Annotated in this window: 32 protein-coding genes; 14 read left to right on the top strand and 18 right to left on the bottom strand. The window is 66.3% G+C overall.

Going from position 1 to position 24,813, the window contains the following annotated elements:
* Positions 1 to 23: 23 nt before the first annotated feature.
* The gene (gene mtaB / locus AB4118_RS09270) at positions 24 to 1,298 is read right to left on the bottom strand and encodes a tRNA (N(6)-L-threonylcarbamoyladenosine(37)-C(2))-methylthiotransferase MtaB (protein WP_441489450.1); all 1,275 of its coding nucleotides are present in this window, start codon (positions 1,296 to 1,298) and stop codon (positions 24 to 26) included.
* Positions 1,298 to 2,182: a diaminopimelate epimerase gene (dapF, locus tag AB4118_RS09265; RefSeq protein WP_441489449.1), complete on the bottom strand. Its 885-nt coding sequence runs from the start codon at positions 2,180 to 2,182 to the stop codon at positions 1,298 to 1,300. The genes mtaB and dapF overlap by 1 nt, the downstream gene beginning before the upstream one ends.
* Before the next feature lie 139 nt (positions 2,183 to 2,321).
* Between dapF and AB4118_RS09260 the strand changes: the two genes are divergently transcribed.
* Positions 2,322 to 3,251, top strand: a complete 930-nt coding sequence (locus AB4118_RS09260; RefSeq protein ID WP_441489448.1) for a GyrI-like domain-containing protein — start codon at positions 2,322 to 2,324, stop codon at positions 3,249 to 3,251.
* 75 nt (positions 3,252 to 3,326) lie between these two features.
* Here the strand turns inward: AB4118_RS09260 and AB4118_RS09255 are convergent, their stop codons facing one another.
* The 5 genes from AB4118_RS09255 to AB4118_RS09235 form a co-directional block, all read right to left on the bottom strand.
* Positions 3,327 to 4,385, bottom strand: coding sequence for an MBL fold metallo-hydrolase (locus AB4118_RS09255; RefSeq protein WP_441489447.1), 1,059 nt, complete (start codon positions 4,383 to 4,385; stop codon positions 3,327 to 3,329).
* 87 nt (positions 4,386 to 4,472) lie between these two features.
* A complete protein-coding gene (locus tag AB4118_RS09250) occupies positions 4,473 to 5,075 on the bottom strand; it encodes a class I SAM-dependent methyltransferase (protein WP_441489446.1) in 603 nt (200 codons plus the stop codon).
* Between the two features lie 17 nt (positions 5,076 to 5,092).
* Positions 5,093 to 5,719: a LysE family translocator gene (locus AB4118_RS09245; protein WP_441489445.1), complete on the bottom strand. Its 627-nt coding sequence runs from the start codon at positions 5,717 to 5,719 to the stop codon at positions 5,093 to 5,095.
* Positions 5,720 to 5,827: 108 nt separating this feature from the next.
* The gene (locus AB4118_RS09240; RefSeq protein ID WP_441489444.1) at positions 5,828 to 6,262 is read right to left on the bottom strand and encodes a hypothetical protein; all 435 of its coding nucleotides are present in this window, start codon (positions 6,260 to 6,262) and stop codon (positions 5,828 to 5,830) included.
* A 35-nt stretch (positions 6,263 to 6,297) separates the two neighbouring features.
* Complete coding sequence (locus tag AB4118_RS09235; protein ID WP_441489443.1) at positions 6,298 to 6,897, bottom strand: CAP domain-containing protein; 600 nt, start codon at positions 6,895 to 6,897, stop codon at positions 6,298 to 6,300.
* A 295-nt stretch (positions 6,898 to 7,192) separates the two neighbouring features.
* Here AB4118_RS09235 and ffh point away from each other — a divergent pair, with 295 nt between their 5' ends.
* The 6 genes from ffh to trmD all read left to right on the top strand — a co-directional run bounded on the left by ffh (position 7,193) and on the right by trmD (position 11,668).
* On the top strand, positions 7,193 to 8,767 hold the full coding sequence (ffh, locus tag AB4118_RS09230) for a signal recognition particle protein (RefSeq protein WP_441489442.1): 1,575 nt from the start codon (positions 7,193 to 7,195) through the stop codon (positions 8,765 to 8,767).
* A complete protein-coding gene (locus AB4118_RS09225) occupies positions 8,764 to 9,297 on the top strand; it encodes a GNAT family N-acetyltransferase (RefSeq protein WP_441489441.1) in 534 nt (177 codons plus the stop codon). Before ffh ends, AB4118_RS09225 begins: the two co-directional genes overlap by 4 nt.
* Positions 9,298 to 9,309: 12 nt before the next feature.
* Positions 9,310 to 9,669 carry a 30S ribosomal protein S16 gene (gene rpsP / locus AB4118_RS09220; protein WP_043233545.1) on the top strand — a complete coding sequence of 120 codons (360 nt, stop codon included), beginning with the start codon at positions 9,310 to 9,312 and terminating at the stop codon, positions 9,667 to 9,669.
* Between the two features lie 112 nt (positions 9,670 to 9,781).
* On the top strand, positions 9,782 to 10,306 hold the full coding sequence (gene rimM / locus AB4118_RS09215; protein ID WP_441489440.1) for a ribosome maturation factor RimM: 525 nt from the start codon (positions 9,782 to 9,784) through the stop codon (positions 10,304 to 10,306).
* Positions 10,290 to 10,973, top strand: a complete 684-nt coding sequence (locus AB4118_RS09210) for an HAD family hydrolase (RefSeq protein WP_441489439.1) — start codon at positions 10,290 to 10,292, stop codon at positions 10,971 to 10,973. The genes rimM and AB4118_RS09210 overlap by 17 nt, the downstream gene beginning before the upstream one ends.
* Positions 10,970 to 11,668, top strand: a complete 699-nt coding sequence (gene trmD / locus AB4118_RS09205; protein ID WP_441489438.1) for a tRNA (guanosine(37)-N1)-methyltransferase TrmD — start codon at positions 10,970 to 10,972, stop codon at positions 11,666 to 11,668. Before AB4118_RS09210 ends, trmD begins: the two co-directional genes overlap by 4 nt.
* Here trmD and AB4118_RS09200 read toward each other — a convergent pair.
* Both AB4118_RS09200 and AB4118_RS09195 read right to left on the bottom strand, forming a co-directional pair.
* Positions 11,659 to 12,081: a rhodanese-like domain-containing protein gene (locus AB4118_RS09200; protein WP_441489437.1), complete on the bottom strand. Its 423-nt coding sequence runs from the start codon at positions 12,079 to 12,081 to the stop codon at positions 11,659 to 11,661. The genes trmD and AB4118_RS09200 overlap by 10 nt on opposite strands.
* 51 nt (positions 12,082 to 12,132) lie before the next feature.
* Positions 12,133 to 13,335 (bottom strand): pyridoxal phosphate-dependent aminotransferase, encoded by a 1,203-nt coding sequence (locus tag AB4118_RS09195; RefSeq protein WP_441489436.1) that lies wholly within the window; start codon positions 13,333 to 13,335, stop codon positions 12,133 to 12,135.
* 249 nt (positions 13,336 to 13,584) lie between these two features.
* On the opposite strand from AB4118_RS09195, the gene AB4118_RS09190 reads away from it, so the two are divergent.
* The gene (locus tag AB4118_RS09190; RefSeq protein ID WP_113519304.1) at positions 13,585 to 14,397 is read left to right on the top strand and encodes a transglutaminase-like domain-containing protein; all 813 of its coding nucleotides are present in this window, start codon (positions 13,585 to 13,587) and stop codon (positions 14,395 to 14,397) included.
* Between the two features lie 291 nt (positions 14,398 to 14,688).
* On the opposite strand, the gene AB4118_RS09185 is transcribed toward AB4118_RS09190, so the two are convergent.
* The 4 genes from AB4118_RS09185 to AB4118_RS09170 form a co-directional block, all read right to left on the bottom strand.
* Positions 14,689 to 14,823: a hypothetical protein gene (locus AB4118_RS09185; RefSeq protein WP_280114129.1), complete on the bottom strand. Its 135-nt coding sequence runs from the start codon at positions 14,821 to 14,823 to the stop codon at positions 14,689 to 14,691.
* Between the two features lie 199 nt (positions 14,824 to 15,022).
* Entirely contained in the window at positions 15,023 to 15,334 is a 312-nt protein-coding gene (locus tag AB4118_RS09180) for a hypothetical protein (RefSeq protein ID WP_441489435.1), read from the bottom strand.
* A 137-nt stretch (positions 15,335 to 15,471) separates the two neighbouring features.
* Positions 15,472 to 15,702 carry a hypothetical protein gene (locus AB4118_RS09175; protein WP_441489434.1) on the bottom strand — a complete coding sequence of 77 codons (231 nt, stop codon included), beginning with the start codon at positions 15,700 to 15,702 and terminating at the stop codon, positions 15,472 to 15,474.
* 10 nt (positions 15,703 to 15,712) lie between these two features.
* Positions 15,713 to 15,898 (bottom strand): hypothetical protein, encoded by a 186-nt coding sequence (locus AB4118_RS09170; RefSeq protein ID WP_441489433.1) that lies wholly within the window; start codon positions 15,896 to 15,898, stop codon positions 15,713 to 15,715.
* A gap of 133 nt (positions 15,899 to 16,031) precedes the next feature.
* Here AB4118_RS09170 and AB4118_RS09165 point away from each other — a divergent pair, with 133 nt between their 5' ends.
* Entirely contained in the window at positions 16,032 to 16,511 is a 480-nt protein-coding gene (locus AB4118_RS09165) for a YaiI/YqxD family protein (protein WP_441489432.1), read from the top strand.
* A 60-nt stretch (positions 16,512 to 16,571) separates the two neighbouring features.
* Here the strand turns inward: AB4118_RS09165 and AB4118_RS09160 are convergent, their stop codons facing one another.
* Positions 16,572 to 17,384: a crotonase/enoyl-CoA hydratase family protein gene (locus tag AB4118_RS09160; protein ID WP_441489431.1), complete on the bottom strand. Its 813-nt coding sequence runs from the start codon at positions 17,382 to 17,384 to the stop codon at positions 16,572 to 16,574.
* 141 nt (positions 17,385 to 17,525) lie between these two features.
* Here AB4118_RS09160 and AB4118_RS09155 point away from each other — a divergent pair, with 141 nt between their 5' ends.
* The 3 genes from AB4118_RS09155 to AB4118_RS09145 all read left to right on the top strand — a co-directional run bounded on the left by AB4118_RS09155 (position 17,526) and on the right by AB4118_RS09145 (position 21,153).
* On the top strand, positions 17,526 to 18,500 hold the full coding sequence (locus AB4118_RS09155; protein WP_113519311.1) for a Bug family tripartite tricarboxylate transporter substrate binding protein: 975 nt from the start codon (positions 17,526 to 17,528) through the stop codon (positions 18,498 to 18,500).
* A 165-nt stretch (positions 18,501 to 18,665) separates the two neighbouring features.
* The gene (locus AB4118_RS09150) at positions 18,666 to 19,970 is read left to right on the top strand and encodes an NAD(P)H-dependent oxidoreductase (RefSeq protein WP_441489430.1); all 1,305 of its coding nucleotides are present in this window, start codon (positions 18,666 to 18,668) and stop codon (positions 19,968 to 19,970) included.
* A 49-nt stretch (positions 19,971 to 20,019) separates the two neighbouring features.
* Entirely contained in the window at positions 20,020 to 21,153 is a 1,134-nt protein-coding gene (locus AB4118_RS09145) for a PQQ-dependent sugar dehydrogenase (RefSeq protein ID WP_441489429.1), read from the top strand.
* A gap of 17 nt (positions 21,154 to 21,170) precedes the next feature.
* Here AB4118_RS09145 and AB4118_RS09140 read toward each other — a convergent pair whose 3' ends face one another.
* The 4 genes from AB4118_RS09140 to AB4118_RS09125 form a co-directional block, all read right to left on the bottom strand.
* Positions 21,171 to 21,473 carry a hypothetical protein gene (locus AB4118_RS09140; protein WP_069879702.1) on the bottom strand — a complete coding sequence of 101 codons (303 nt, stop codon included), beginning with the start codon at positions 21,471 to 21,473 and terminating at the stop codon, positions 21,171 to 21,173.
* Positions 21,474 to 21,632: 159 nt separating this feature from the next.
* Positions 21,633 to 22,394 (bottom strand): class I SAM-dependent methyltransferase, encoded by a 762-nt coding sequence (locus AB4118_RS09135; RefSeq protein WP_441489428.1) that lies wholly within the window; start codon positions 22,392 to 22,394, stop codon positions 21,633 to 21,635.
* A gap of 5 nt (positions 22,395 to 22,399) precedes the next feature.
* Positions 22,400 to 22,756, bottom strand: coding sequence for a DMT family protein (locus tag AB4118_RS09130; protein ID WP_441489427.1), 357 nt, complete (start codon positions 22,754 to 22,756; stop codon positions 22,400 to 22,402).
* Between the two features lie 70 nt (positions 22,757 to 22,826).
* Positions 22,827 to 23,087 (bottom strand): SemiSWEET transporter, encoded by a 261-nt coding sequence (locus AB4118_RS09125; RefSeq protein ID WP_441489426.1) that lies wholly within the window; start codon positions 23,085 to 23,087, stop codon positions 22,827 to 22,829.
* A gap of 137 nt (positions 23,088 to 23,224) precedes the next feature.
* On the opposite strand from AB4118_RS09125, the gene AB4118_RS09120 reads away from it, so the two are divergent.
* Together AB4118_RS09120 and AB4118_RS09115 are read left to right on the top strand one after the other, a co-directional pair.
* Positions 23,225 to 24,403, top strand: coding sequence for a lytic murein transglycosylase (locus AB4118_RS09120; protein ID WP_441489425.1), 1,179 nt, complete (start codon positions 23,225 to 23,227; stop codon positions 24,401 to 24,403).
* Complete coding sequence (locus tag AB4118_RS09115; protein WP_441489424.1) at positions 24,400 to 24,801, top strand: RidA family protein; 402 nt, start codon at positions 24,400 to 24,402, stop codon at positions 24,799 to 24,801. Before AB4118_RS09120 ends, AB4118_RS09115 begins: the two co-directional genes overlap by 4 nt.
* The last annotated feature ends 12 nt before the right edge of the window (positions 24,802 to 24,813 follow it).

Here is a 24,813-nt window from a genome sequence, read left to right as displayed (position 1 = left end):
CGCGCCGTTCTGCGCCTTCGCCGTCAGGCTGCCAGCAGGGCATTGCCATTGGCGCCGGTGGCGCAGGCTTCGACGATCTCTCCGGCCGCCACATCGCGCGCGAAACGGAGCAGCGTGAAATCCTCGGCGCGGCCCGTATTGCCGCGTTCCGTCAGCACACTGAGCGGCCGGCCGATACGGGCCTGCAGATGGCGCGCATGGGCGGCTTGTGCCGCGGCGCGCAGGCGTGCGGCCCGGTCGCTGACGATCTCGCCGGGCAGTTGCGGCATTCGGGCGGCCGGGGTGCCGGGCCGGGCCGAATAGGGGAAGGCGTGAACATAGCTCAGGCCGCATTCGTCGATCAGCGAGAGCGAGCGGGCGAACATCGCCTCATCCTCGGTCGGAAACCCGGCAATGAGATCGGCGCCGAAGACGATGTCGGGGCGCAGCGCCCGCATCTCCGCGCAAAACCGGACGGCGTCTTCGCGGCAATGGCGCCGCTTCATCCGCTTCAGGATGAGGTCGTCGCCGGCCTGGAGCGAGAGATGCAGATGCGGCATCAGCCGCGGTTCGGTCGCAATGGCCTGGCGCAACGCATCGTCGACCTCGACCGCGTCGATCGAGGAGAGGCGCAGGCGCGGCAGGGCGGGCAGGGCGCGCAGGATGGTCTGCACGAGTTCGCCGAGCGTCGGGAGCTCCGGCAGGTCCCGGCCATAGCTCGTCAGGTCGACGCCGGTCAGCACGATTTCGCGGGCGCCATTCTCAACCAGCTTGCGGCACTGGCCGAGGACCGCTGCGACGCCGAGCGAGCGTGAGTTGCCCCGGCCATAAGGAATGACACAGAAGGTGCAGCGATGGTCGCAGCCGTTCTGGACCTGAACGAAGGCGCGGGTATGGGCTGCAAAGGCGTTCGGCGACAGCGTCTGCAGCGTGGTCTCGCGCATGATGTCGGAGACGGTCGTCTTGTCCTCGGGATTGACCTCGGCGTCCGAGACCAGGCTGTTCGAACGGGCGAGCGATATCCAGGTCTCGGCCCGCATCTTTTCGGCGTTGCCGAGGACGCGCGCGGTCTCCGGCATCGCCGCGAAGACGCCGGATTCGACCTGCGCGCCGCATCCGGTCACGATGACGGGCCTGTCAGGCTGTCCGCGCTTGAGACGCCGGACGGCCTGGCGTGCTTGCCGCATGGCCTCCGTCGTCACGGCACAGGAGTTGACGATCGCGACGTTGCCAAGGCCGGCTGCCTCCGCCTGCGTCCTGATTGCCTCGCTCTCGACGATATTGAGGCGACAGCCGAAGGTGACGACTTCGAGCGTCATCAAGCCGCGCTTTCGAACAGCGCCGGCTCGAGCACGCCCTCCCACTCGAACGCGACCGGGCCGGTCATCAGGACATGGTCGTCGCTTGCGCGCCATTCGATGATGAGATCGCCCCCCGGCAAGCTGACCACCGCCTTGCGCGCCGACAGTTCGCGCCGCACGGCGGCGACGAGCGCGGCACACGCGCCGGAGCCGCAAGCCTGGGTGATGCCGGCCCCGCGTTCCCAGACGCGCAGCACGATATGATCGGGAGCCTTCACCGCGGCCAACTCGATATTGGCCCGATCAGGGAAGATCGGGTGGTTTTCGAGCAGCGGGCCGATCTGCTCCAGGTTGAAGGCGTAGGGATCGTCCACAAAGAAGACGGCGTGGGGGTTGCCCATATTGACCGCGCAAGGCGTGTGCAGGATCGGCTCGTCGATCGGCCCGATCTGCAGCTCGAAGCGGCTGGTATCGTGGAACGGATCTGCCAGCGGGATCTCGTCCCAGGCCAGCTTCGGCCGACCCATGTCGACGGTGAAGACGAGATCGTCGATGCGCGAGGCGGGGAGCAGTCCCGACTTGGTTTCCAGCATCAGCTCGCTCCGGTTGCTGTCACCCATTCGGGGATCGGCCAGCATGGCCCAGGCGACGCAGCGCGTGCCATTGCCGCAAGCGCCGGCTTCCGAGCCGTCCGTGTTGTAGATGCGGATGAAGGCATCCGTGCCGGGCGTGCGCGCATCGTGCAGCACCATTAATTGGTCGAAATGCGCGCGCGGCTCCGCGGCGATGGCACGCGCCTCCGCTTCGCTGACTTTCAGCCTGGTGCCGCGCAGGTCGAGCACGGTGATCTGGTTGCCGAGCCCGTTCATTTTCAGGAACCGGCGATGCGCCAATGCGTTCATTTGGTCACAGGTCCAACAAAGAGCGGCTATATGAGGGAGCTGACGCGAAAAAGCCACCCTTCCAGCCGTTCCTGCGCGCTCACGGACATTCTATGCTGCGGCGCAAGGGCGCGAATCGCTCCTCTCTGTCAGGGCTAAGATGATGCGGCATTTCCGGGTTGGAATTCTGGCTGTCGCAGGCGTGTTCGCCGCCGGCTCCCTCGCCATCGCACAAACCCGGGTGGCTCCGCCCACGCCGGTGGAGGCTGCTCCCCTTGCGCCGCCGCCGGGCGCCGCATCGCCGAGCCCGGCTCCAGTCCAGGCGGTGCCCGTGCAGGCGCCGGCACAGGCCCCGGCGGACAGCCTGACGCCCCCGCCCGTGCCGCTGCCGGCACCGCCTGTGACGCCGCCGCCATCGGCGGGCCAGCCGGTGCCAAGCGGGCCGATACCGCAGGGCGCTGCGCCGCCACCTCCCGCGCCGCCTCCGCCTCCGGTCCCTGCCCCGGCCACGCCGGAGGCGCCGCCCGCTCCGCCGCTTCCCGCTCCACCGGTCGCACCGCAGCAGCGGCAGTCGACCGTTGTGCCCGATCCGAACGCGACGCTCGCGGGCAAACCGGGTGACCCGAGCGATGTCGACGAGGTGCAACTGGTGCCCAAGCCGGTGCTCGCGATCTCCGGCCAGTCGAGCTGGGATCAGGGCTTCCAGCGTTTGGTCGAGAGTTTCCGCATCCTGCGCGAGCAGGCCTCACGATCGGCGCTTTCGGTCGCCGGCCGGCCGCTGACGCTCTTCATCGAGACGGACGATAGCGGCTTCCGCTTCGAGGCGATGCTGCCTGTGGACCGGGCGCCGGACGGTGCGGTGCCGCTCGCCAATGGCGTGCGGTCGAGCACGAGCCCGGCCGGGCTCTCGCTGCGCTTCGTGCATACGGCGCCCTATGACGACATCGATTCCACCTATGAGACGATCACGGCCTATCTCGAGGCCAAGAACATCAAGGTGAAGGACGCCTTCCTCGAGGAATATGTCACCGATCTCAAGGACCCGGGCGATCCGAACCTCGAGATCAACGTCTACGTGCAACCGCAATAGGCTTCGGCTTTAGCGAGCACCTTGCTTCGGCCGGCAACTCTCAGTCGGTCGCGATCTGCCGCCAGCAGATTGTCCTCAGGCGTTCCAGCTCAGTCCGGGGCGCATCGGCCGAAAGCGCTCCTCGGGCAGGTTCGCTTGCGCAAGGGCGAGCTTCAGGGCTTCGGGCGGACGCTCGATGCCTTCGTCGGTCAGTTGGAATGTGCCCCAGTGGTGTCCGAGCGCCTGCTCGGCGCGTAGCGAGAGCATGACCCTGACGGCTTCTTCCGGATTCATGTGGTTGTCGCCCATGAACCAGCGCGGCTCGTAAGCGCCGATCGGCAGCACGGCCAGGCGGAACGGGCCATGCTCGGCACCGAGCCGCTCGTAGAGCGAGCCATCGTGATAGCCGGTATCGCCGATATGGAAGACCTTGCCCAGTGGGGTTTCGATGACGAAGGAGCACCAGAGCGCCATGCGGCGGTCGAGCGCGCCGCGCGCCGACCAGTGATAGGTCGGAACCAATGTCGCGGAGACGGCGTCAGACAGGGCGACCTTCGCTTTCCAGTCATAGGCCTCGGCGTGGATGGCGGGATTGCGGGCGCGGATGATCGTGTCGTTGCCGAGCGGCATGATCATGCGCGGCTTGTCGCGCCGGTGGAGCGCGTCGAGTGCCGCGAGGTCGAGATGGTCGTAATGATTATGCGTGATCAGCACGACATCGATCTTCGGCAGGTCGTCGAAGGCGACGCCCGGAGCGTTCACGCGTCGTGGGCCAGCGAAGGAGAAGGGGCTGGCGCGCTCGGAATAGACCGGGTCGACCAGCACATTGAGCCCGGCGATCTGGTAGAGGAACGAGGCGTGGCCGAGATGGACGATGCGCAGGCCCTCGACGCGCGCAGGTGGCTTGTCCTGCGTCGGGGCCGGGTAATGCGCCGGAAAGGCCTCGCGCTCGCGCTTCGAGGTCTGCCATCTCAGGACGTCGAGCAGGCCCTTGTTGACCGGCCGGCCATCGGTGAAGCGCAGTCCGTCGAAATTCTCGCTGACCGGCCCTTGGTAATAGGGGTTGCGCGAGCGTGAGAATGCGGCCCAGGCCATGCCAGTCGAGCTGAGCAAGGCGGAGACACCGAGAAGCGAGAGGAGTTTGCGGCGGTTCATGGCGGGAGAAGTGGGGCCTGTTGCGGCGGGGTCAAGCCCTGCGATCCTGCCCCGGAAAGAGGGCCCCGCCCACAGGAAACCGCATCGTCACGGCATCTTGAACGCTGTGACATGCAGCCAATCGGTCGGCTCGCGGTCATAGCCGCTCCCGGTTTCCTCGACGATGTCGAGCCTGGACCAGCGTCCGGTGCCGTAGGCGTCGCGCAGCCATTCGGGCGACGGATAGTTGAAATAGCGGCCGAAGCGGTCGCGGCCGTCCTGCTCTCCAGCCTTGAAGCTGGCATAGAAGACGCCATCAGGTTTCAGCGCGGCATGCACGCGTGCGATCATGGCAGGCAGGGCCGCACGGGGGACGTGGAGCAGGCAGGCATTGGCCCAGATTCCGTCAAAGGCCTCATGCTCGGCGAGGTCCTCGAACAGGAGGACAGCCACCGGACGACCGAGGCGGCGCTCTGCCTGTGCCGCGAGTTCTGGAGAGCCATCGGTCGGCAGGACGTCGAAGCCTTGCGCCAGCAGCGCCTCGCTGTCCTGTCCCGCGCCGCATCCAAGCTCGAGCACGCGTCCGCCGGGCGGCAGCAGCGACATGAAGCCCTGAAGCTTCGCGCGGCTCGCATCCTGGCCGCGCGACGCATAGGCTTCGGCCTCGCTCGCGTAGAAATCGAGCGTGTGGCTGTCCTTGCCGTCGCGCATGCTGGCTCTGCCCATTGTCAGTGGTTGCCCGAGCGCATCGCCACGGTCGCGATGCCGGCACCGATCAGGAGCGTTCCGCCGGCCTTGTTGAACAGGCCGATCGCACGCGGATTGCTGACCACCGAACGGGCACGCGAGGCGATCAGCGCGTAGCCCAGTGCATTGGCGAAGGCGAGCGTGATGAAGGTCGCCTCGAAGATCAGCATCTGTGTCCAGAAATCGGCTTTGGCGTCGAGGAACTGCGGCAGGAAGGCGACGAAGAAGGTGATGCTCTTCGGGTTGAGAGCTGTCACCAGCCAGGCATGGCCGAGCATCTTCAAGGCCGAGGCAGCATCCTTGCGGGGTTCGGCATTCAGGCTGCCGCCGGCGCGGAAGAGTTTCACGCCGAGATAGACGAGATAGGCTGCGCCAACCCATTTCAGCGCGGTGAACACAGTCGCCGAGGCTGCCAGCAAAGCGCCGACCCCGAGCATCGAGAGCGTCATTGCGGTGAAATCGCCGAGCGCGACGCCGACTGCCATCGGGAAGGCGGTGCGCCAGCCCTGGCCCAGGGCATAGGACATCACGAGTAGGATCGTGGGGCCCGGAATAACGAGCAGGACGGCGGTTGCGGCCGCGAAGGCGGCCCAGGCTTCGAAGGTCATGGCGAGGCTCCCGAGGTTGCAGCCCGAGCAATCCCGAGGCGCGAGACTTTGTAAAGAGGCCGCCGCAGCCTCAGCCGCCGCGGCCGCTACGAGGCGCGTAATGCGGCCTCAGCGACGAGCGCTCGAGATGAATTTGCACATCGCCGCGCGGGTGCCGCCTTCCTCCGCGATCTGTCCCGGCTGCACGGTGAAGACGATGTCGACCCGCGTACCCTTGCCGCTCGGGCGTGCGGTCACGCGAAGCGTTTGCGGGCGGCCGGATCCGGTCACTTCCTGGAGGGCGGAAATCGTGCCGAGTGATTTGTCGACCTGGATGCCGTCGAAGCCGTCGGCCGCCACGGCCCTGGCAAGCGCGGGCAGCACCACGGCCGGCGCCCGATTGGGGATGAGATCCCAGGTCCGGTAGGTGAGGGCGGTGAGCATCGGAACACCGGCCGATTTGAAGTTGCTGGCGCAGGGTTGGGCCTGAGCTTGAGCTTGGGACAGGCCGACAAACAGGGAGGCTGCCGCAAGGGCGATCGATTTCGGCGCAGCGTAAGGCATCTCGCAATCCGTATTCAAAAGGGGGGAGGCGACAACTACCGCCCTGCAATCTGCCTGTCACCTTCAGCGCGAACCCTGCGTAAACTTTCCACCGGAACGAGCGGCCCGGCATCTGCCGTCCTACGGGGCTGCGGATCAGCTGCGACAACCAGGGCCCAATAGGCGCGGTACTGAGTGCGTGGGTCCTTTGCCAGCGCAATGCCGAAGCGCGTCGCCTCGGGCATGCGCAAATTCGCGTCATGTCCCGACGATTGACGCCACCCCGCAAAAGCCTCCTCGGTTGAATAGTAGCCGCCTCCCAGATTCTCGGCTGCACGGCCCGTATTCAGCCCGGCCGCATGCACGCGGGCCGTGAAGTTGCCGCCGACATCGTGCGAGAGCGCGTTGCCGGCGACCATCGCGTCGGCCTGGCGCTGGGCCATCGCCGTCAACGCGGGGTCGAGCCGCACGGGGCCGAGGCCGAGACTGGCGCGGTAGTTGTTCAGGATTCGCGCTGCTGCGGCGCGGTCGACCTGTACCGCGGCCAGCTTCTCGGCGGATTTCGGATTGATGGGGCCCGTGCGCAGTGGTTCGGTGGCGCAGCCAGCAGCCAGGAGGGCGGTGGCGAGAAGGGCGGCAGCGGCGGTTCGGGTCATGCGATCAGGACGATTCTGTTGTTGATCGGGTCAGATCAGCTAGCGGTCAATCGCGGCGAGATTGCCACCATGCGTCCGCAATCTTGACTTTCACCACATTCTGACGCTTTAACCCCAGCATTCGTTTCGCCGACATCGACGAGACCGCATCCGCCGACCGGGCCGCTCGCATGAGCCATGAGAGCCCGGAGGTCAACGCCCGACAGCGCGTCTGCGCCCTCGGGCGCGAAACCGCTTGGGGGGTGATGTCCGTTCTGTTGGATGAAAGAGCCGTACAAAACCGACAAGGGGCCGCATGTTCGGCACATTGAGCGACAGACTCTCCGGCATCCTCTCGGGCCTGACCCGCAGGGGCTCGCTGACCGAGGACGACGTCAACGCAGCCCTGCGCGAGGTTCGCCGCGCGCTGCTGGAGGCGGATGTCGCGCTCGAGGTCGTGCGCAGTTTCACCGACAAGGTACGTGAGCGCGCGGTCGGCGCCGAGGTTCTGAAATCGGTCACGCCCGGCCAGCAGGTCATCAAGATCGTCAACGACGTCCTGATCGACACCCTTGGCGGCGAGGGCGAAGGCATCACGCTCGATTCGGTGCCGCCGGTGCCGATCCTGATGGTCGGCCTGCAGGGCTCGGGCAAGACGACCTCGACCGCCAAGATCGCCAAGCGCCTCAGCGACCGGCACAAGAAGCGGGTGCTGATGGCCTCGCTCGACACGCGCCGCCCCGCTGCCATGGAGCAGTTGGCTATCCTCGGCCAGCAGGTCGGTGTTGATACGCTGCCCATCGTCGCCGGCCAGTCGGCCGTCCAGATCGCGCGCCGCGCGATCGAGGCCGGCAAGCTCGGCGGTTTCGATGTCGTCATGCTCGACACCGCCGGTCGCGTCACGCTCGACGAGGCGCTGATGGCGGAAGTCGCCGATGTGAAGGCTGCGACGAACCCGCATGAGGTGCTGCTCGTCGCCGACGCGCTGACCGGCCAGGACGCGGTCAATACGGCGCGTGCCTTCGACGCGCGCGTTGGGCTCACCGGCATCGTGCTGACCCGTATGGATGGCGATTCGCGCGGTGGCGCGGCGCTCTCGATGCGTGCCGTCACCGGTAAGCCGATCAAGCTGGTCGGCACGGGCGAAAAGACCGATGCCCTCGAGGATTTCCATCCCTCGCGGGTCGCCAATCGTATCCTCGGCATGGGCGACATCGTTTCGCTCGTCGAGAAGGCGGCCGAGACGATCGATGCCGAGCAGGCGCAGGCCGTCGCCCAGCGCATGGCAAAGGGCAATTTCGATCTCTCCGACATGCGCACGCAGTTGCAGCAGATGGAGAAGATGGGCGGGCTCGGCGGCATCATGGGTATGCTGCCCGGGATGAAGCAGGCTCAGAGCCAGCTCGCCAGTTCTGGCGTGGGCGACCAGATGTTCAAGCGCATGATCGCGGCGATCGACTCGATGACGCCGGCCGAACGCAAGAACCCCGACCTTCTCAAGAACAGCCGCAAGAAGCGCATCGCGGCAGGGTCAGGTACCTCGGCAGAGTCGATCAACAAGTTGCTCAAGATGCACCGCGGTATGGCCGACGCAATGAAGGCGATGTCGAAGCAGAAGGGCGGCATGCTCGGCAAGCTTGGCCAGATGTTCGGCATGGGCGGCGGCGGATTGCCGCCGGGCATGCCTGATCCGTCCAAGATGGACCCGGCCCAGCTCGCGGATCTGCAGAAGCAGCTCGGCGCTGGCGGCGGGCTGCCTTCGCTGCCGCCGGGCGGTTTCCCCGGCCTGCCCAAGGGCGTGACGCCGCCCGCCGGCATGATGCCGAAACTGCCCGGATTGGGCGGCCTGCCTGGTCTCGGCGGCAATCCGTTCGGCGGGAAGAAGAAGTGATCCCCGTCCTCGAGACCGAGCGCCTGGTGATGCGCGGCTGGGCCAAGGGCGATTTCGATCGCGTGGCCGCGTTCCTGGGCGACGAGCAGCTGACCCGTTTCGTCGGTGGCGCCAGCGGGCGCGAGGATTCGTGGCGTCGCTTTGCCAGCATGGCTGGCCATTGGTCCCTGCTGGGTTTCGGTCTCTGGGCCCTCGAGGCCAAGGAAGACAGCCGGCTCGTCGGCTGGTGTGGGCTGCTCTCGCCGGAAGGCTGGCCCGAGCCGGAGATCGGCTGGAGCCTTTTCGCCGGTGAGCATGGGCGCGGCTACGCGACCGAAGCTGCTCTGCGCGCTCGTGACTATGCCTATCGTGACTTGGGTTGGACGACGCTGATGAGCTTCATCCACCCCGACAATCGACCCTCGATCCAGGTTGCCGAGCGTCTCGGCGCCAGATTCGAGAAACCCTTCGTGATCCGTGGCTGGGAGGTCGGCATCTACCGGCACCCGGCTGCCGAGCCTGCGAAACAGAAGCCTGCAAACCTGAACTGACTGGAGATTATCATGTCCCTGAAGATCCGCCTCACCCGCGGCGGCGCCAAGAAGCGCCCCTATTACCGCATCGTCGTCGCCGACGCCCGTTCGCCGCGCGATGGCCGCTTCATCGAGAAGATCGGCGCCTATGATCCGATGAAGGCGAAGGATTCGCCGGAGCGCGTCGTGCTCGACCTCGAGAAGGCCAAGGCCTGGCTCGCCAAGGGCGCCCAGCCGACCGATCGCGTCCTGCGTTTCCTCGACGCTGCTGGCCTGCTGAAGCGTCCGGCCCGCAACAACCCGGCGAAGGCCGTTCCCGGCGAGAAGGCCAAGGAGCGCGCCGAGAAGAAGGCCGAGAAGGCCGCTGCTCCGGCTGAAGCTGCTGAGTGAACCTTTTGAGGCGCGGCCGCCTTTSGGGGCGGCCGCGCCGATTTCTTCCTTTACTCCTTGGTGATTATGGGTTCCGGGCTGCTCGCCTCGCGGTGACCCGGAATGGCATTTGATGGCTGATAACGAACTCGTCCTGCTCGGCATCGTCGGGGCGCCGCATGGCGTCAAAGGCGAGGTGCGGATCAAGGCCTTCACGGCCGATCCGCTCGATATCGCGGCCTATGGCGCGCTGATCGACGATCACGGCCGCCGTTTCGAGATCGCGGAGATCAGGCCCGCCAAGGAAGTGGTCATTGCCCGCCTGAAGGGCGTGACCAGCCGCGAGGCGGCCGAAACCCTGACTGGGCTCAAGCTCCATACCGAGCGAGCAAACCTGCCGCCGGCCGATGATGAGGACGAGTTCCTCCAGGCCGATCTGGTCGGCTGTTCCGTGGTCGGGCCGCAAGGCGAGCCTCTCGGCGAGGTCACGTCCGTCGACAATTATGGCGCCGGCGACCTGCTTGACATCTGCACTCCGGATGGCCGCTCCGTGCTGATGCCGTTCACCAAGGCCTTCACACCCCGAATCGACATTGCGGCGCGACGGATCGAAGCGGACCCTCCGGCCGGATTGTTCGAGGATGTCGATGACAAGTGAGACCTCGATCCGCGCCCTGATCTTCGACATGGATGGCACCATCGTCGACAATATGCGCTTCCACGATGATGCCTGGGAGGCGTGGCACAAGACCGAGAACCTCGCCTTCGACCGGGCAAGCTTCTTCAGCCGCACCGCCGGCAAGGCCAATCTCGAAATCCTTTCTGCCTATTTCCCAGAGGCTGAGGATGCTGAGCTCGAAGCGCGCGGCCTGCGCAAGGAAGAACTCTATCGCGCGGCCTATCGCCCCCATGTCGCGGCGTTGTCGGGGCTGCTCGATCTGATGGCGCGAGCCGAGACTGCCGGGATTCCGATGGCGGTCGCTTCCGCTGCGCCGCCGGCCAATATCGACCTCGTGCTCGATACGCTTGGTCTGCGCTCGCGCTTCGCCACGATCGTCTCCCCATCGCAGGGGTTTCGGGGCAAGCCGCATCCCGACATGTTCCTGGCGGCCGCCGAGCGCATGGGCGTGGTTCCCGAAAGCTGCCTCGTCTTCGAGGACGCGCCGCTGGGCGTCGAGGCCGCGAAGCGTGCCGGCATGCGGGCCGTCGCGATCCTGACGATGCTCGAGGCGGGGGCCTTCTCCGGCTTCGACAATGTCATCGGCAGTGCCAGGGATTTCGCAGCGCTGGACGGGCATCCGTCGCTGCGCTTTGCTTCGGCATGAGCTTTCGCGCCTCGATCCTGACCCTCTATCCCGAGATGTTTCCCGGCCCGCTCGGTGCTTCCCTGGCGGGGGAGGGATTGCGCAAGGGATTGTGGCAGCTCGATACCCACCAGATCCGCGACCACGGCATCGGCCGTCATCGCAATGTCGACGACAACCCGGCTGGCGGCGGTGCTGGCATGGTGCTGCGCTGCGACGTGCTGGCAGCTGCGATCGATGCGGCGGTTCCGGTCGACGATCCAAGACCGCGCCTGCTGATGTCCCCGCGCGGGCGCAGGCTGGATCAGCGCCAGGTCCGCGATTGGGTGGCCGGCGATGGCGTCGTCATCGTCTGCGGGCGCTTCGAGGGCGTGGATGAACGGGTGATCGAGGGGCGCGGCCTGACCGAGGTCTCGATCGGCGACTACATCCTCTCCGGCGGCGAGATGGCGGCGATGGTGCTGCTGGATGCTTGCGTGCGCCTGATTCCCGGCGTGATGGGCAAGGAAGCCTCCGGTTCGGAGGAGAGTTTCGAGAACGGCCTGCTCGAATATCCGCACTATACGCGCCCGCGCGAGTGGGAGGGCAGGGGGCTGCCCGAGGCGCTGCTGTCGGGAGACCACGCTCGCATCGCCCGCTGGCGGCGCGAGCAGGCTGAGGCGATCACGCGCGAAAGGCGGCCGGACCTGCTTTCGGGCCGCAGATCTCAGGGATAGGCCGTCACCGGCAACTGCTCGGCCAGCCAACCCTTGTCGCCGGGATTGCCGAGCAGGCCGCCGCGGACATCGACAATGTCACGCCAGCCGCGGCCGGCGAGCTTGCGCTGCAGCGAGCTGCTGCGGTTTCCAGTACGGCAGATCAGCGCGATGGTCTTGCCGGGATTCTCGAGCCGTAGCGCGGCAAGCCGCGCCTCGAAGGCGCTGGCCTCCATATCCAACCTGATGGCGCCGACCGGCACGCCGGTATCGGCCCATTCCTCTGGTGTCCGGATATCGACGAGAATCAGCGTGCCGGCCTTGGCTCCGTCATAGGCCTGCCGCACGGAGAGCGACGGAGGCCCAGATTGCGCCACGGCCGCCCCCGCGAGGAGCGGGGCGGCCGTCAGGATCAGAAAGGAGCGGCGGTTCATGCCGCAAGCGCTAGCCGAGTGGCGCGCCCGCGGCAATTCACGATCGCTGGCTCAGCGCAGCTCGGCGCAGAAGCGCTGGATGCGGCGGCAGGCTTCTTCCAGCTTCTCGTCCGAGGTGGCGTAGGAGATGCGGAAATTGGGCCCAAGGCCGAAGGAGGAGCCGTGGACGGCCGCGACGGCTTCCGTCTCGAGCAGGCCCATGACGAGGTCTTCGTCGGTCTCGATCACCTTGCCGTTCGGCAGCTTCTTGCCAATCATCGCCGAGCAATCGGGATAGACGTAGAACGCGCCTTCCGGCGTCGGGCACTTGAGGCCGCGCGTCTGGTTCAGCATCGAGACCACGAGATCGCGGCGACGCTCGAAGGCCTTCCGGAAGACCGGAATGTGCTCCTGCGTACCGTCGAGCGCCTCGACCGCCGCCCATTGCGAAATCGCCGAGGTGCCGGAGGTCTGCTGGCCCTGGACGAGGTCCATGGCGTTCATCAGATGCTGCGGGCCGGCAGCGTAGCCGATGCGCCAGCCGGTCATGGCGTAGGATTTCGAGACGCCGTTCATGGTCAGCGTGCGCTCGTAGAGACCGGGTTCGACCTGAGCGGGCGTGACGAACTGGAAGTCGCCATAGACCAGGTGCTCGTACATGTCGTCGGTCAGCACCCAGACATGAGGATGGCGCATCAGGACATCCGTGAGCTTCTTCATCTCGGCATGGCTATAGGCGGCGCCCGACGGGTTCGAAGGCGAGTTCAGGATGACCCACTTGGTCCGGGGGGTGATCGCTTTCTCGAGATCCTCCGGCTGGAGCTTGAACTCGTTCTCGATGCGGGTCTCGGCGAAGGTCGGCGTGCCGCCGCAGAGCGCAACCATCTCGGGATAGCTGACCCAGTAGGGCGAGATGCAGACGACCTCGTCGCCGGGGTTCAGGGTGGCGAGGAGCGCGTTGTAGATGACATGCTTGCCGCCGGTGGAGACGATCGTCTGGCTCGGCTTGTAGTCGAGGCCGTTCTCGCGCTTCAGCTTGCGGGTAATCGCCTCGCGCAGCTGCGGAATGCCGGAGACCGGCGTGTACTTCGTCTCGCCGCGCCTGATCGCGGCGATGGCGGCTTCCTTGATATTATCGGGCGTGTCGAAGTCCGGCTCGCCGACCGAAAGCGAGATCACGTCCTTGCCCTGGGCTTTCAGATCGCGCGCCTTCTGCGTGATGGTGATGGTCGCGGACGGCTTCACGCGCTTCAGGGCATCGGCAAGAAAGGCCATGATCGATCTCCGGCGGAGCTTTCGGATAGCGCCACATGGCGCGCGCGTGGTTTAGGGCGCGCGAGCCGGCACCGCAAGCAAGAGTGCGTCATGGCTGGCAGCAGCAATGTGAATGATGCGCCTCGCACGGGCTGGCGAGGGAGGGCCACGCCCATCAGTGCCATCCCGGCCCGAAAGGTGCATGGTGCCGGACGCCCCTTTGGGGGCGCAACCAGTGACCAGCGCGGAGTGTCGCGCAGAAGGCATCACGTGAAACTCAGGATCGGCTACGAGCTCGATTACGACTTTCCGCAACCAACCCCCATGATCCTGATGCTGCATGTGCATTTCAGCCGGGTGTCCGAGCTGGACGAGCCTGACCACATGCGCCTGGATCCACCGGTCCGCGTCAGCGCTTATCGCGACGGTTTCGGTAATTGGTGCAGCCGGCTGGTGGCGCCGCAAGGGCGCGTGCGGATCTCGGCCGATGCCGTGATCAACGACAGCGGACTGCCTGAAACGGTCCGTCACGACGCAGGGCAGGTCCCGGTCGAGCTGTTGCCGGAGGAGTGCCTGGTCTTCCTGCTCGCCAGTCGCTTCTGCGACAGCGACCGCCTGCTCGATCTGGCCTGGCAGCTCTTCGGCCATGTTCTGCCGGGCGCGCCGCGTGTGCAGGCGATCTGCGACTTCGTGCACCAGCGCATCGCCTTCGACTACAATGATGCGAGCGTGACGCGGACGGCGTCGGAGGCCTATCGCGAGGGGCGTGGCGTTTGCCGCGACTATGCGCATCTCGCGATCGCGTTCTGCCGGGCGATGAACATCCCGGCGCGCTATTGCACGTGCTATCTCGGCGACGTCGGCACGCCTCCCCCGTTTCCGCCGGGCGATTTCGCAGCGTCCTTCGAGGCTTACCTGAGCAGTGGCTGGGAGATGTTCGACCCGCGCAACAACGTGCCGCGGATCGGCCGGGTGCTGATCGCGCGCGGTCGCGACGCGGCTGATGTCGCCATCACGACCACCTTCGGGCCGAACACGCTGGTCGGTTTCAGGGTCTGGACCGACGAGGTCATCGAGGCCTGACGAGCAGGTCCCCGGAGCTATTCGTCGAAGAGCCGGGCCGCGCCCTGCTTCTTCGCCCGGGCGGGCTTCTGCTGAGGCAGCTCCTGTGCCGCTGCCTCAGCACTGCTGGAGCCAGCCGCCAATGCCCCGGCCTTGGCTGATGCGGGCTGAGCGGAGGCTGCCGACGGCGCAGTGAGTTTCGCCGCCGCCTCCGGTTCGATCGTCCTGAAGCGTATCATCTGTGTCCTGTCGGCGGTGCGTTGCGGTCGGGAAAAGCCGGCCCTGCGAGGCAGGGCAGCGGCTGCCGGCGCCTCACTTCTTCTTTTGCGGGGCCGCGGCCTTTGCGACCACGGCAGCGAAGGTCGAAGGGGCCGCTGCCGAGACCTTCGGCTTGTCCTTCTTCGGCTTCTTGGCTTCGCGGTTGCCGCGTTGTTCACCCTTTGCCATCGTCTCATTCCTCGCTTCGAGGGGCGCGGGCTGCGCCCCTTCTCAGGTCAACGGGCATATCGGCAGTCCTGGTCGGATACCGACATGCTCGGAGTGGTTGCGCGAAAGCGGCGCTGTGCAGTGAAACTCGTGCTGTCTTCGGTCATTCTGCGGCCGGCTTTCGGCTGCCGCGGTCGGCCCGGGCGGTAGCCGGACTCTGTCACATCGAAGCAGAGTTCGAGCCTAGGCCAGCGCCGGCCGAAGTGCACGCGGTTTCTCGGGATATCTCGCGTCGCCCGGTTGATGCCTGGGCGACATCATCATGCGCCTCCGCCATGCGCTGGCGCCGCGTAATCGTTGCGACGCTTCCCATGCTCCAGCGCGGACGGCTCCAGCAGGGAAAGCCGCGACGATTCAGCCGCCGGGCGATATCGTCGGGATCGTCGATGCCGACCTCGACGAGTTGATCGATCAGCGCCCCGGCTGCTGCGAGGAAGATGGCGTAGAGTTCCCTTTCAAGCCGCCGGTCCATCGGCCGTTGCAGGTTCTTTCTGTCGGCCGCTTCAACGGTCGAGATGTGGTCCCAAAGGGAATGGCCGGTGTCATGAAGCAAGCGGCCGGGCTTGCGCCCGGCCGAAGCAGATACGGCATCGTCAGACTGGATCAGGATCAGCGTACTCCCATGCCGAAGCTGGGCTCGACCGCGTTGGGCGAGAGCATCACCGCGTTGGGATGGCCGCCCTCGAACATGGCGAAGCGGACCGCATCCTTCTTCTCGCGAAAAATGCCTTCAGACTGGCCTTCGAGGTCGCGGGCGACCCAGAAACCGTGCTTCGACTGCCCGACAAGGAAGAGATGGCTCGCTCCTTCGAGCGGCTGGACCGGCGTGGATTGTCCCATGTCGCAGCGCTCAATTCGGCAGGAACAGCCAGGCGCGCAGGCCGATGAAGCCGGCGGCCGCGAGCGCAAAGCAGGCCAGTGCAGCAAGCTCTGCCGCGAGCAGGCCGGTCGCCGGCCGCTTCTTCGCCACAGTGCGATAGACCGCGCGGGCGCGGCGCTGGTGAGAGGTATGGGCGTAGGCGGTATCAGTCGTCATCTCGACCTCCATCGATTGTCGAGATGTAGGTCCGCTCCCGCTAAGCTTGCGATGTGGAAGACGCGCTGCCGCATAAGGCCGGCATAAAGCCGTCCTTGCATGCCCTGCCGTTCCCTGCGATGCGCTGACCCCCATGGAACCAAGCCCCAGCACCATCGCGATCTATGTCGATGCCGACGCCTGTCCGGTGAAGCCGGAGGTGTATCGCGTGGCCGAGCGGCATGGGCTCAAGGTCTTCGTTGTCGCCAACAGCTTCATGATGGTGCCGCGGGAGAGCTGGATCGAACGGGTGATCGTATCCGACGGGTTCGATGCTGCCGATAACTGGATTGCCGAGCGGGTGGCGCGCGGTGCGATCGTCATCACCTCCGACATCCCGCTTGCCGATCGCTGCATCAAGGCCGGAGCCGATGTCATCGGGCCGACAGGCAAACCCTTCACCGAAGCCTCGATCGGCATGGCGCTGGCGACGCGCGACATGATGGAGGATCTGCGTGCCGCCGGGGCGGTGACCGGCGGGCCGAAACCCTTCTCGCAGAAGGACCGGTCAGCCTTCCTGCAGGCACTCGACGTCGCGGTGCAGCGGCTGAAGCGGGCGGGGTTCGGCGGGTAGGGCCTGGCGACCGAGCTGAAACCGCGTGCCATTCCGGCCCGGCCGAGACAGAGGCAGCCTTCAAATATCCTCGAAGTCGCCGCCACGCCCCTTGCCGCCGGAGAAGCGTCCGGCTCCGGCCGCACCTTCCTTGACGATGGTCTCGACGGCTCCAGCCCATTCCCGCGCCAGCGCCTCGCGGACGCCGAGGCCGTGCCCGGCAATCGCGTTGCGGCGGTCGGCCAGCATGGCGCCCTGTGGGAAGCGGACGATCTGCTGCGCCATTGCCTCGGCGGCGGCGCGGGCTTCTCCGCGCGGGACCACTGTCTCGCAGAGCCCGATCCGCAGGGCTTCGTCGGCTGCGACCTTGCGCCCGGTCATGATGATCTCGAGCGCACGGCCCTGGCCGACAAGGCGGGGCAGGCGCACCGTGCCGCCGTCGATCAACGGGATACCCCAGCGCCGACAATAGACGCCGAAGTAGGCGTCCTGGGCCATGATCCGGACATCGCACCAAAGTGCGAGTTCCATCCCGCCAGCGACGGCCGGGCCCTCGATGGCGGCAATCACGGGCTTGCCCATCTCCAGCCGCGAGGGGCCCATCGGGCCGCGTGGGGCCGGGCCACCGCCATGGGGAAAAGCCAGTCCCTCGACGATCTCCGTGCGGAAGCGCTCTGCATCGGTGAAGGCCTGCGCATATTTCAGGTCCCAGCCGGCGCAGAAGGCGCCGCCTTCGCCCCAGAACACGATCGCGCCGGTTTCAGGATCGGCGTCGAGTTCGCTGAAGGCGGCCGTCAGCGCTTCGGCGCTGTCGGGATCCATCGCGTTGCGGGCCTCGATGCGGCTGTGGATGACGGTCGCGACCTTGCCGTCGCGTTCGATGCGGATGGTCATGGGCGGCTCGTTCCCCGTTGCTCGCTGAGCGCAGGCTACAGCCTCCCGCGGCGCCGGCACCTGCCGCTGGACGCATGGCGCCTTTGCCCGTAATTCTCGCGGCAAGCCCAGTCTCCAAATCGGGCACCCCGGAGGACCTTCATGTCGCTGACCCGCCGCACCACGCTCGGCATCATTGCCGGTGCCGCCTTTGCTCCGGCCATCGTTCGGGCGCAGACGTTCCCGTCGAAGCCGATCACGCTGGTCGTTCCCTATCCGGCGGGTGGACCGACCGACGCCATTGCCCGCTTCGTCGCGCAGGATCTCTCGACCTCGATCGGCCAGAACGTGCTGGTCGACAACCGTGCCGGTGCGTCGGGGGCGGTTGGCACGCGCGCCGTGGCCAAGGCGGAACCGGACGGCTACACCTTCATCTTCGGCAACAACCAGACGCATGGGAACAACATGTTCCTGCTGAAGGAGCCCGGCTACGATGCGGTGAAGGATTTTGCGCCGCTCTGCGGCGTGGGCGCCTTCGAGCACGCCTTCGTCGTCCGCAACGACCTGCCGGCCAAGACCATTGCCGAGCTGATCGCGCTGGCCAAGGCGGATCCCGACAAGCTGAACTATGGCTCCACCGGCGTCGGCTCCGGCTCGCATCTGGCGATGGAACTGTTCATGCAGCGCACCGGCATCAAGATGACGCATGTGCCCTTCCGCGGCGCTGCGCCGCTGGTGCAGGAGATCATCGGCGGGCGCATCGACATCGCCAATTCGACGCTGCCGAGCGTGCTGGAGCAGATCAACGCCGGCAGCATGCGCGCGCTGGCTTTGGCGAGCCCGGAGCGCAATCCGCGCGCCAAGGATATCCCCACCCTGCGCGAGCAGGGGGTCAGCAATGCCGACGCCGATTCCTGGGCGGCATTCTTCGCTCCTGCCGCGGTTCCGCAACCGATCCTGGACACGCTCTCGAAGGCAGTCATGGCCTCGATCGCCAAGCCTGCCGTAACCGAGGCGATCCTCAAGCTCGGTTTCACGCTGAAGGTGCGCGATCCCGCCGCGTTCAAGCCCTATCACCTCCAGGAGATCGCGACCTGGAAGCAGATCATCGCCGATGCCGGCGTGAAGCCGGAATAGCAGGCGTTATCGTTCAGTCCGCCTCCGTCATTCCGGGCATGTGGCCTGGCCGCTCGAGCCCCGAATCCGTCGTGCATCCCCTGACGGATCCGGGCTGGCGGCGTCGCTGTTGCCGGCTCGACGCGCGTGACTCTGCCCGAGATCATTGAACACCGGAGCGTCGTCATGAACCTGATGCCACTTCTCGCCACCCGTCGCGACGCAGGAAGGCCCGTACGCGTCGCACTGATCGGGGCCGGAAAGTTCGGTTCGATGTTCCTGTCGCAGGTGCCCCATATTGCGGGGCTGGAGGTCGCTGTCATTGCCGATCTCGATCCCGAGCGGGCGAAGCGCGCGTGCCGGCAGGTCGGCTGGGACGAGGCCCGCATCGAGGCGACCCGCTATGTCGCGGATGGCGCCGAGGCGGCTGCGATGGACGGTATCGAGGTCGTCATCGAGGCAACCGGCCATCCGGCCGCCGGCGCACACCATGCACTGGCGGCGATCACCGCCGGCAAGCATGTGGTGATGGTCAATGTCGAGGCTGACGTGCTGGTCGGCCCGGTGCTCGCGACCCGGGCTCGGGCCGCGGGCGTGGTCTATTCCATGGCCTATGGCGACCAGCCGGCGCTTGTCTCGGAGATGGTCGACTGGGCGCGTGCGACCGGATTCACGGTTGCCGCGGCTGGCAAGGGCACGAAATATCTGCCGGCCTACCATCAGGTCACGCCGGACGATGTCTGGACCCATTACGGGCTGACGCCCGAGGCGGCCAAGGCGGCGGGCATGAACCCGCAAATGTTCAACTCCTTCCTCGATGGAACGAAGTCGGCGATAGAGATGGCGGCGATCGCCAATGCCTGCGGACTCGACGTGCCGGAGGCCGGCCTCGCGTTCCCGCCCGTCGGCGTCGACGACCTTGCCCATGTGCTGCGGCCGAAGGCGGTCGGGGGGCAACTCGATCGCGACGGCATGGTCGAAGTGGTGTCTTCGCTCGAGCGTGACGGGCGGCCTGTGTTTCGCGACCTGCGCTGGGGCGTCTATGTCGTGCTGAAGGCGCCGAACGACTACGCCGCGGCCTGCTTCAAGCAATACGGCCTGCCGACCGATTCCACCGGCCAATATGCGGCGATGTACAAGCCGTTCCACCTGATCGGGTTGGAGCTTTCGATGTCGGTCCTCAACGCGGCCCTGCGCGGCGAGCCGACCGGCAGCACCCGCGAGTGGCGCGGAGACGCTGCTGCGGTGGCCAAGCGTGACCTCAAGGCCGGCGAGATGCTGGACGGGGAGGGCGGATACACGGTCTATGGCCGCTTGATGCCGGCGCGGGCGAGCCGCGAAGTCCGCGCCCTGCCGATCGGGCTCGCGCATGGCGTCAAGCTCGAACGGGATGTCGCGGCCGGCCAGGCCGTGACCAGCGACGACGTCGCGCTCGACGAGACCCAGGCGATCGTTTCACTGCGGCGTGAGCTCGAAGCAACCGAGTGGTGATTCCGCGCGTTTTGCCTCACTGACGTTCCGCTACGACAGGGAGAGTTCCATGCGCCACAGCGTTCTTGCCGCCTGCTTCAGCGCCACGCTTTCAGTCCTGGCACTGTCGGCGACGGCCGATGCCCAGCAGCGCTTCCCATCGAGCGCGGGCGAGCTGGTCGTCGAGACGGTGGCGAGCGGTCTGGAGCATCCCTGGGGCCTCGCCTTCCTGCCTGACGGGCGCATGCTCGTGACCGAAAGGCCGGGCCGGTTGCGGCTGGTTTCCGCCGCGGGCGAGATTTCGCGGCCGATCGCGGGTGTGCCGAGCGTCATGGCACGCGGGCAGGGCGGGCTGCTCGATGTCGCGCTCGATCCGCAATTTGCCCATAACCGGCAGATCTATCTCTCCTTCGCGGAGCCGCGCGCCAATGGAAACGGCACCAGCGTCGCGCGCGGGCGTCTCAATGCGGGCGGCACCGCGCTCGAAGGGATGAGCGTGACCTTCCGGCAGATGCCGACGATCAACAGCAACATGCATTTCGGCTCGCGATTGGTCTTCGACCGGACGGGCGCGCTGTTCGTCACGGTGGGCGACCGCTTCAGCCAGCGCGATCAGGCGCAGAACCCGGGCAATCACCTTGGCAAGGTCCTGCGGATCAGCCCGGAGGGAAAGGCGGCGGCGGGCAATCCAAAAAAGGAGGGCTGGCAACCGGAGATCTGGTCGATCGGCCACCGCAACGTGCAGGGCGCGACGCTGCATCCAGAGACCGGGCAACTCTGGACCGCAGAGCACGGCGCGCGCGGCGGCGACGAGATCAACACGCCGAAGGCCGGGCTCAACTATGGCTGGCCGGTGATCACCTACGGGATCGACTATTCCGGCGCGAAGATCGGTGAGGGCACATCGAAACCCGGTATGGAGCAGCCGCTGTTCTACTGGGACCCGTCGATCGCGCCGTCCGGCGCGACCTTCTATACCGGGCAAATCTGGCCGGCCTGGAAAAACTCTCTCTTCGTTGGCGCCCTTGCCGGGCAGATGCTGATCCGCCTCTCGACACAGGGCGAGACGGTCACCGGCGAGGAGAGGCTGTTGACCACGCTCAGCGAGCGCATTCGTGACGTCAGGCAAGGCCCCGACGGTTATCTCTACCTGCTGAGCGATGATGCCAACGGCAAGATCCTGCGGGTCAGGCCGGCGCGGTAAGCGCCGGAGCGGGCGCGTCAGGGACCGCAATCCCATTCGTTCTCGATGACGAAGGCATTGCGCGTCGAGAGCTGACCGCGCGTGTCATAGAGATCCCCGACATAATAGGACGTACCGGCGTCGTCGCGGGCGTTGCGCTTGACCTGCAGCGACCAGCCGTAACCGACATGTTTTCCGCCGCGCCAGGTTGGGTGGACGTCGCCTGTGCTGGCGGAGGCGAGGATCCTGGCGCGGTCGTCGCTCGGGCTGCAGGTCGGGCCGGCGAGCGCCGGCGTCGAGAGGCTCAAGATGGATAGGGCGACGAGGATCGCTTTCTTCACGGCAGTCTTCCTAGGTGGTCGGGGTGATACGGTCATCCCGGCCGCAGCGAAGCTGAAGGCCGGAAACCATTCTTGAGCCCGGCACCGACCCGACGTGCCGGACGGCAGCGCTATGGCGGCGTGTCCGGAATGACATACGGCAGGCAGTGCGCCGGCAGCTCAGGTGATGTCCGCCAGCCGGGTGTCGAGCGACAGCACCAGGCACCAATGCGGTTCGAAGTCGGCGCCCAGCGGCCAGATCTGCTCCTTGAAGATATCGAGCATCCGAGCCTGATAGCGCTCGAACCAGTGCTGCTCGCAGAGCACGAATTTGGTGGCGCCGACAATCGTCTCACGGTCGATGATGCAGAGCGGCACAATCTGAGGGTGTGCATCGAGATAGGCCTGCACCGCGACCATCAACGTCGGGTAGCCGGGATGCAGCATGTCATCGAGAACGATCAGCCCGCCATCGGCCAGGCAGGCGGTGGCGAGTGCGAGATCTCTGGCGAGCGCCACGCGGGAATGCTCGCCGTCGATGTGGATGAGACGCAGCTTCGCGTCGCCGGTGTGCTTCAGCAGGTCGACTGGCGCCATCGCTCCCGCATCGCCCTTGATCGTGACGCGCCGCTCGGGGCCGATGCCGTGCTTCAGGCAATTCGCCTCGAAGCGTTGCTCAACCTCCGGATTCGGCCACTCGAAGATATCGATGCCGAGAGCGACCTCGCCCGGCTCGAGCGCATGGGCGAGAGCGATGAAGAAGCGTCCCTCGAAGGCGCCGATCTCGGCAACCGGGCCATGCAGCCCTTCCTCGGTTTGCAGGCGCAGCAGCCGCGCGCAGATCGCCGCGGCAAAGCGGGACGACATGCCGACGACTCCGTCATAGCCATTGGCGAGATAGGCGGAGACCGCGGGATGTCCGGGCGAAGGGAGATTAGCCATCCTGTTTACGCCTTGCCCTGGAAGATGAAGAAGGCACCGGCCGCAATCAGCGCGAAACCGATCGCATGGTTCCAGCCGAGCGGCTCCTTGAGCCAGAGCACGGAAAAGCCGGCGAAGACAGTGAGGGTGATGACCTCCTGCATCGTCTTCAGCTCGGCGGCGGAATAGACCGCATTGCCGATGCGGTTGGCAGGGACGGCGAGCATGTATTCCGGCAGTGCAATCATCCAGCTGGCGAGGATGGCGAGCCAGATCGCGGTGCCCTTGTAGCTGAGATGGCCATACCAGGCGAAGGTCATGAAGACGTTCGAGCCGATCAGCATGGCGATCGGCAGGAGATGGGCGGTGGAGAGGGCTGGCATGGGGATTGGCGATCCGAGGCTGTGTCTACAGAAAGCCTAACCAGCGCGCGGGGTTCCCGATAGAGCCGGTTCAGCCGTAGCGCAGCTTCATGGTCAGGATGGTGAGGACCAGCACCAATGTCACGGCATTGGCGCCGATCAGCGGCCAGGACATCAGCAGGAGCCCGTAGACCAGCCAGAGACTAATGCCGAGCGCGAAGAATATCTGCGTCCAGAGCGAAATCGCGCGTGTGTCCCGGGTCCGGATCGTGTGCCAGGCCTGGGGCAGCCAGCACAGGGTCGTCAGCGCGGCTGCGGTGAAGCCGAGGAGCTCGGTTGTGGCGACAGGCATGGGCGGCATCGCCTCGAATCAGGTCAGGCCCCTGCCATAGCCGTCCTTTGCGACTTTTGCGCGCAGTTCGCGCATGGTTAATCTCCTTTAACCATTCGGCCCTAGTTTTGCGTCATTCCTTGGGTTTCGGTGGGTTCATGCGCGCATTCAAACTGGCTTTTCCGCTCATCCTCTTCGCGTCCGGCGCCCAGGCGGACTTCCAGTCCTGCCTTGCCGGCCTGCGTTCGGAGGCTGCAGCGAAGGGCGTGTCCGGCGCCACCTTCGACCGGGCGATGGCGGGCGTCACGCCCGACATGAAGGTGATCGAGGCGATGAACAACCAGCCGGAGTTCAAGACTCCGATCTGGGATTATCTCGGCACGCTGGTCGATGAGGAGAAGGTGGCGGAGGGGCGCAACATGCTGCGCCAGCATGCCTCGACCCTCGCCGCGGCCGAGCAGCGTTTTGGCGTCGACCGCCATACCATCGTCGCGGTCTGGGGCGTCGAGAGCGATTTCGGCAAGGCGCGCGGAAAGATGCCCCTCGTCCAGGCGCTCTCGACCGGCGCCTGTCTCGCACCGCGTCGCAACGCGTTCTTCAAGGGTGAGCTGATCGCGACGCTGCAGATCATCCAGCGCGGCGATGTCCGGGCCGACCGCCTGATGGGTTCCTGGGCCGGTGCCTTCGGCCACACCCAGTTCATCCCCTCGACCTATATGCGTCTCGCCGTCGATGGCGATGGCGATGGACGGCGCGATCTCGTCGACTCGATTCCCGACGCACTGCATTCGACCGCCAACTTCATGGCCAAGGCCGGCTGGGTGACTGGCGCGACCTGGGGTTACGAGGTCCGCGTCCCCAACGGCTATTCCGGTCCGACCGGGCGCAATCCGAAGCAGCCGGTCTCATCCTGGGCTGCACGCGGGATCGTCAAATATGACGGCTCGGGACTGTCCGGCTCGGGCAATGCCGGATTGCTGATGCCGGCCGGCCGCAATGGTCCGGCTTTCCTGGTCTTCAAGAACTATGACGCGGCCTACAGCTATAACGGTGCGGATTCCTACGCACTTGCCATCTCGCTGCTCTCGGACCGCATCCGCGGCCGGCCGGGAATCCAGGCCGACTGGCCGACCGACGATCCGCCGCTCTCGCGCGAGCAGCGTCGCGAATTGCAGCGCCTGCTGAGCGCGCGGGGTTACAATGTCGGCGAGCCGGACGGTGCCGTCGGTTCGCTGACCAGGGCGGCCATCAAGGAAATCGAATCGCAGATCGGCATGCCGCAGACCGGCCGGCCGGGCGCCAAGGTGTTGCGCGCGCTCAAGGGTGGACGGGGATGACGATGCTGGATCCGAAGCGCCGGCTGATATCCACCGGTTCGCCGTTCGAGCTCGCCTTCGGCTATTCGCGCGCGGTGGTCGATGGCGACCTCGTCTTCGTCTCGGGCACGACGGGCTACGACTATGTCACCATGACGATGCCTGAGGATCCGGCGGAACAGGCGCGCAACATCTTCCGGACGCTGGACGCGGTCCTGACCGAAGCGGGCTCTGCACTCGCCAACGTCGTGCGCGCGCAGTATTTCGTCACGGATCGCAGCTATTGCGAACCGGTTCTCACCGTCTGCGGCGAAATCTTCGGGCAGATCCGGCCAGCGGCCGGCATATATGTCGTATCCGGGCTACTGAAGCCCGAGATGAAGATCGAGATCGAAATTACGGCCCGGCTGCGCGGTTAGTCGGGACGGCAC

Origin of the sequence: Allobosea sp. 2RAB26, from assembly GCF_052115465.1 — a bacterium.
In the GTDB taxonomy this organism is placed as follows: Bacteria; Pseudomonadota; Alphaproteobacteria; order Rhizobiales; family Beijerinckiaceae; genus Allobosea.
This window is presented reverse-complemented; position numbering and strand designations above follow the sequence as displayed.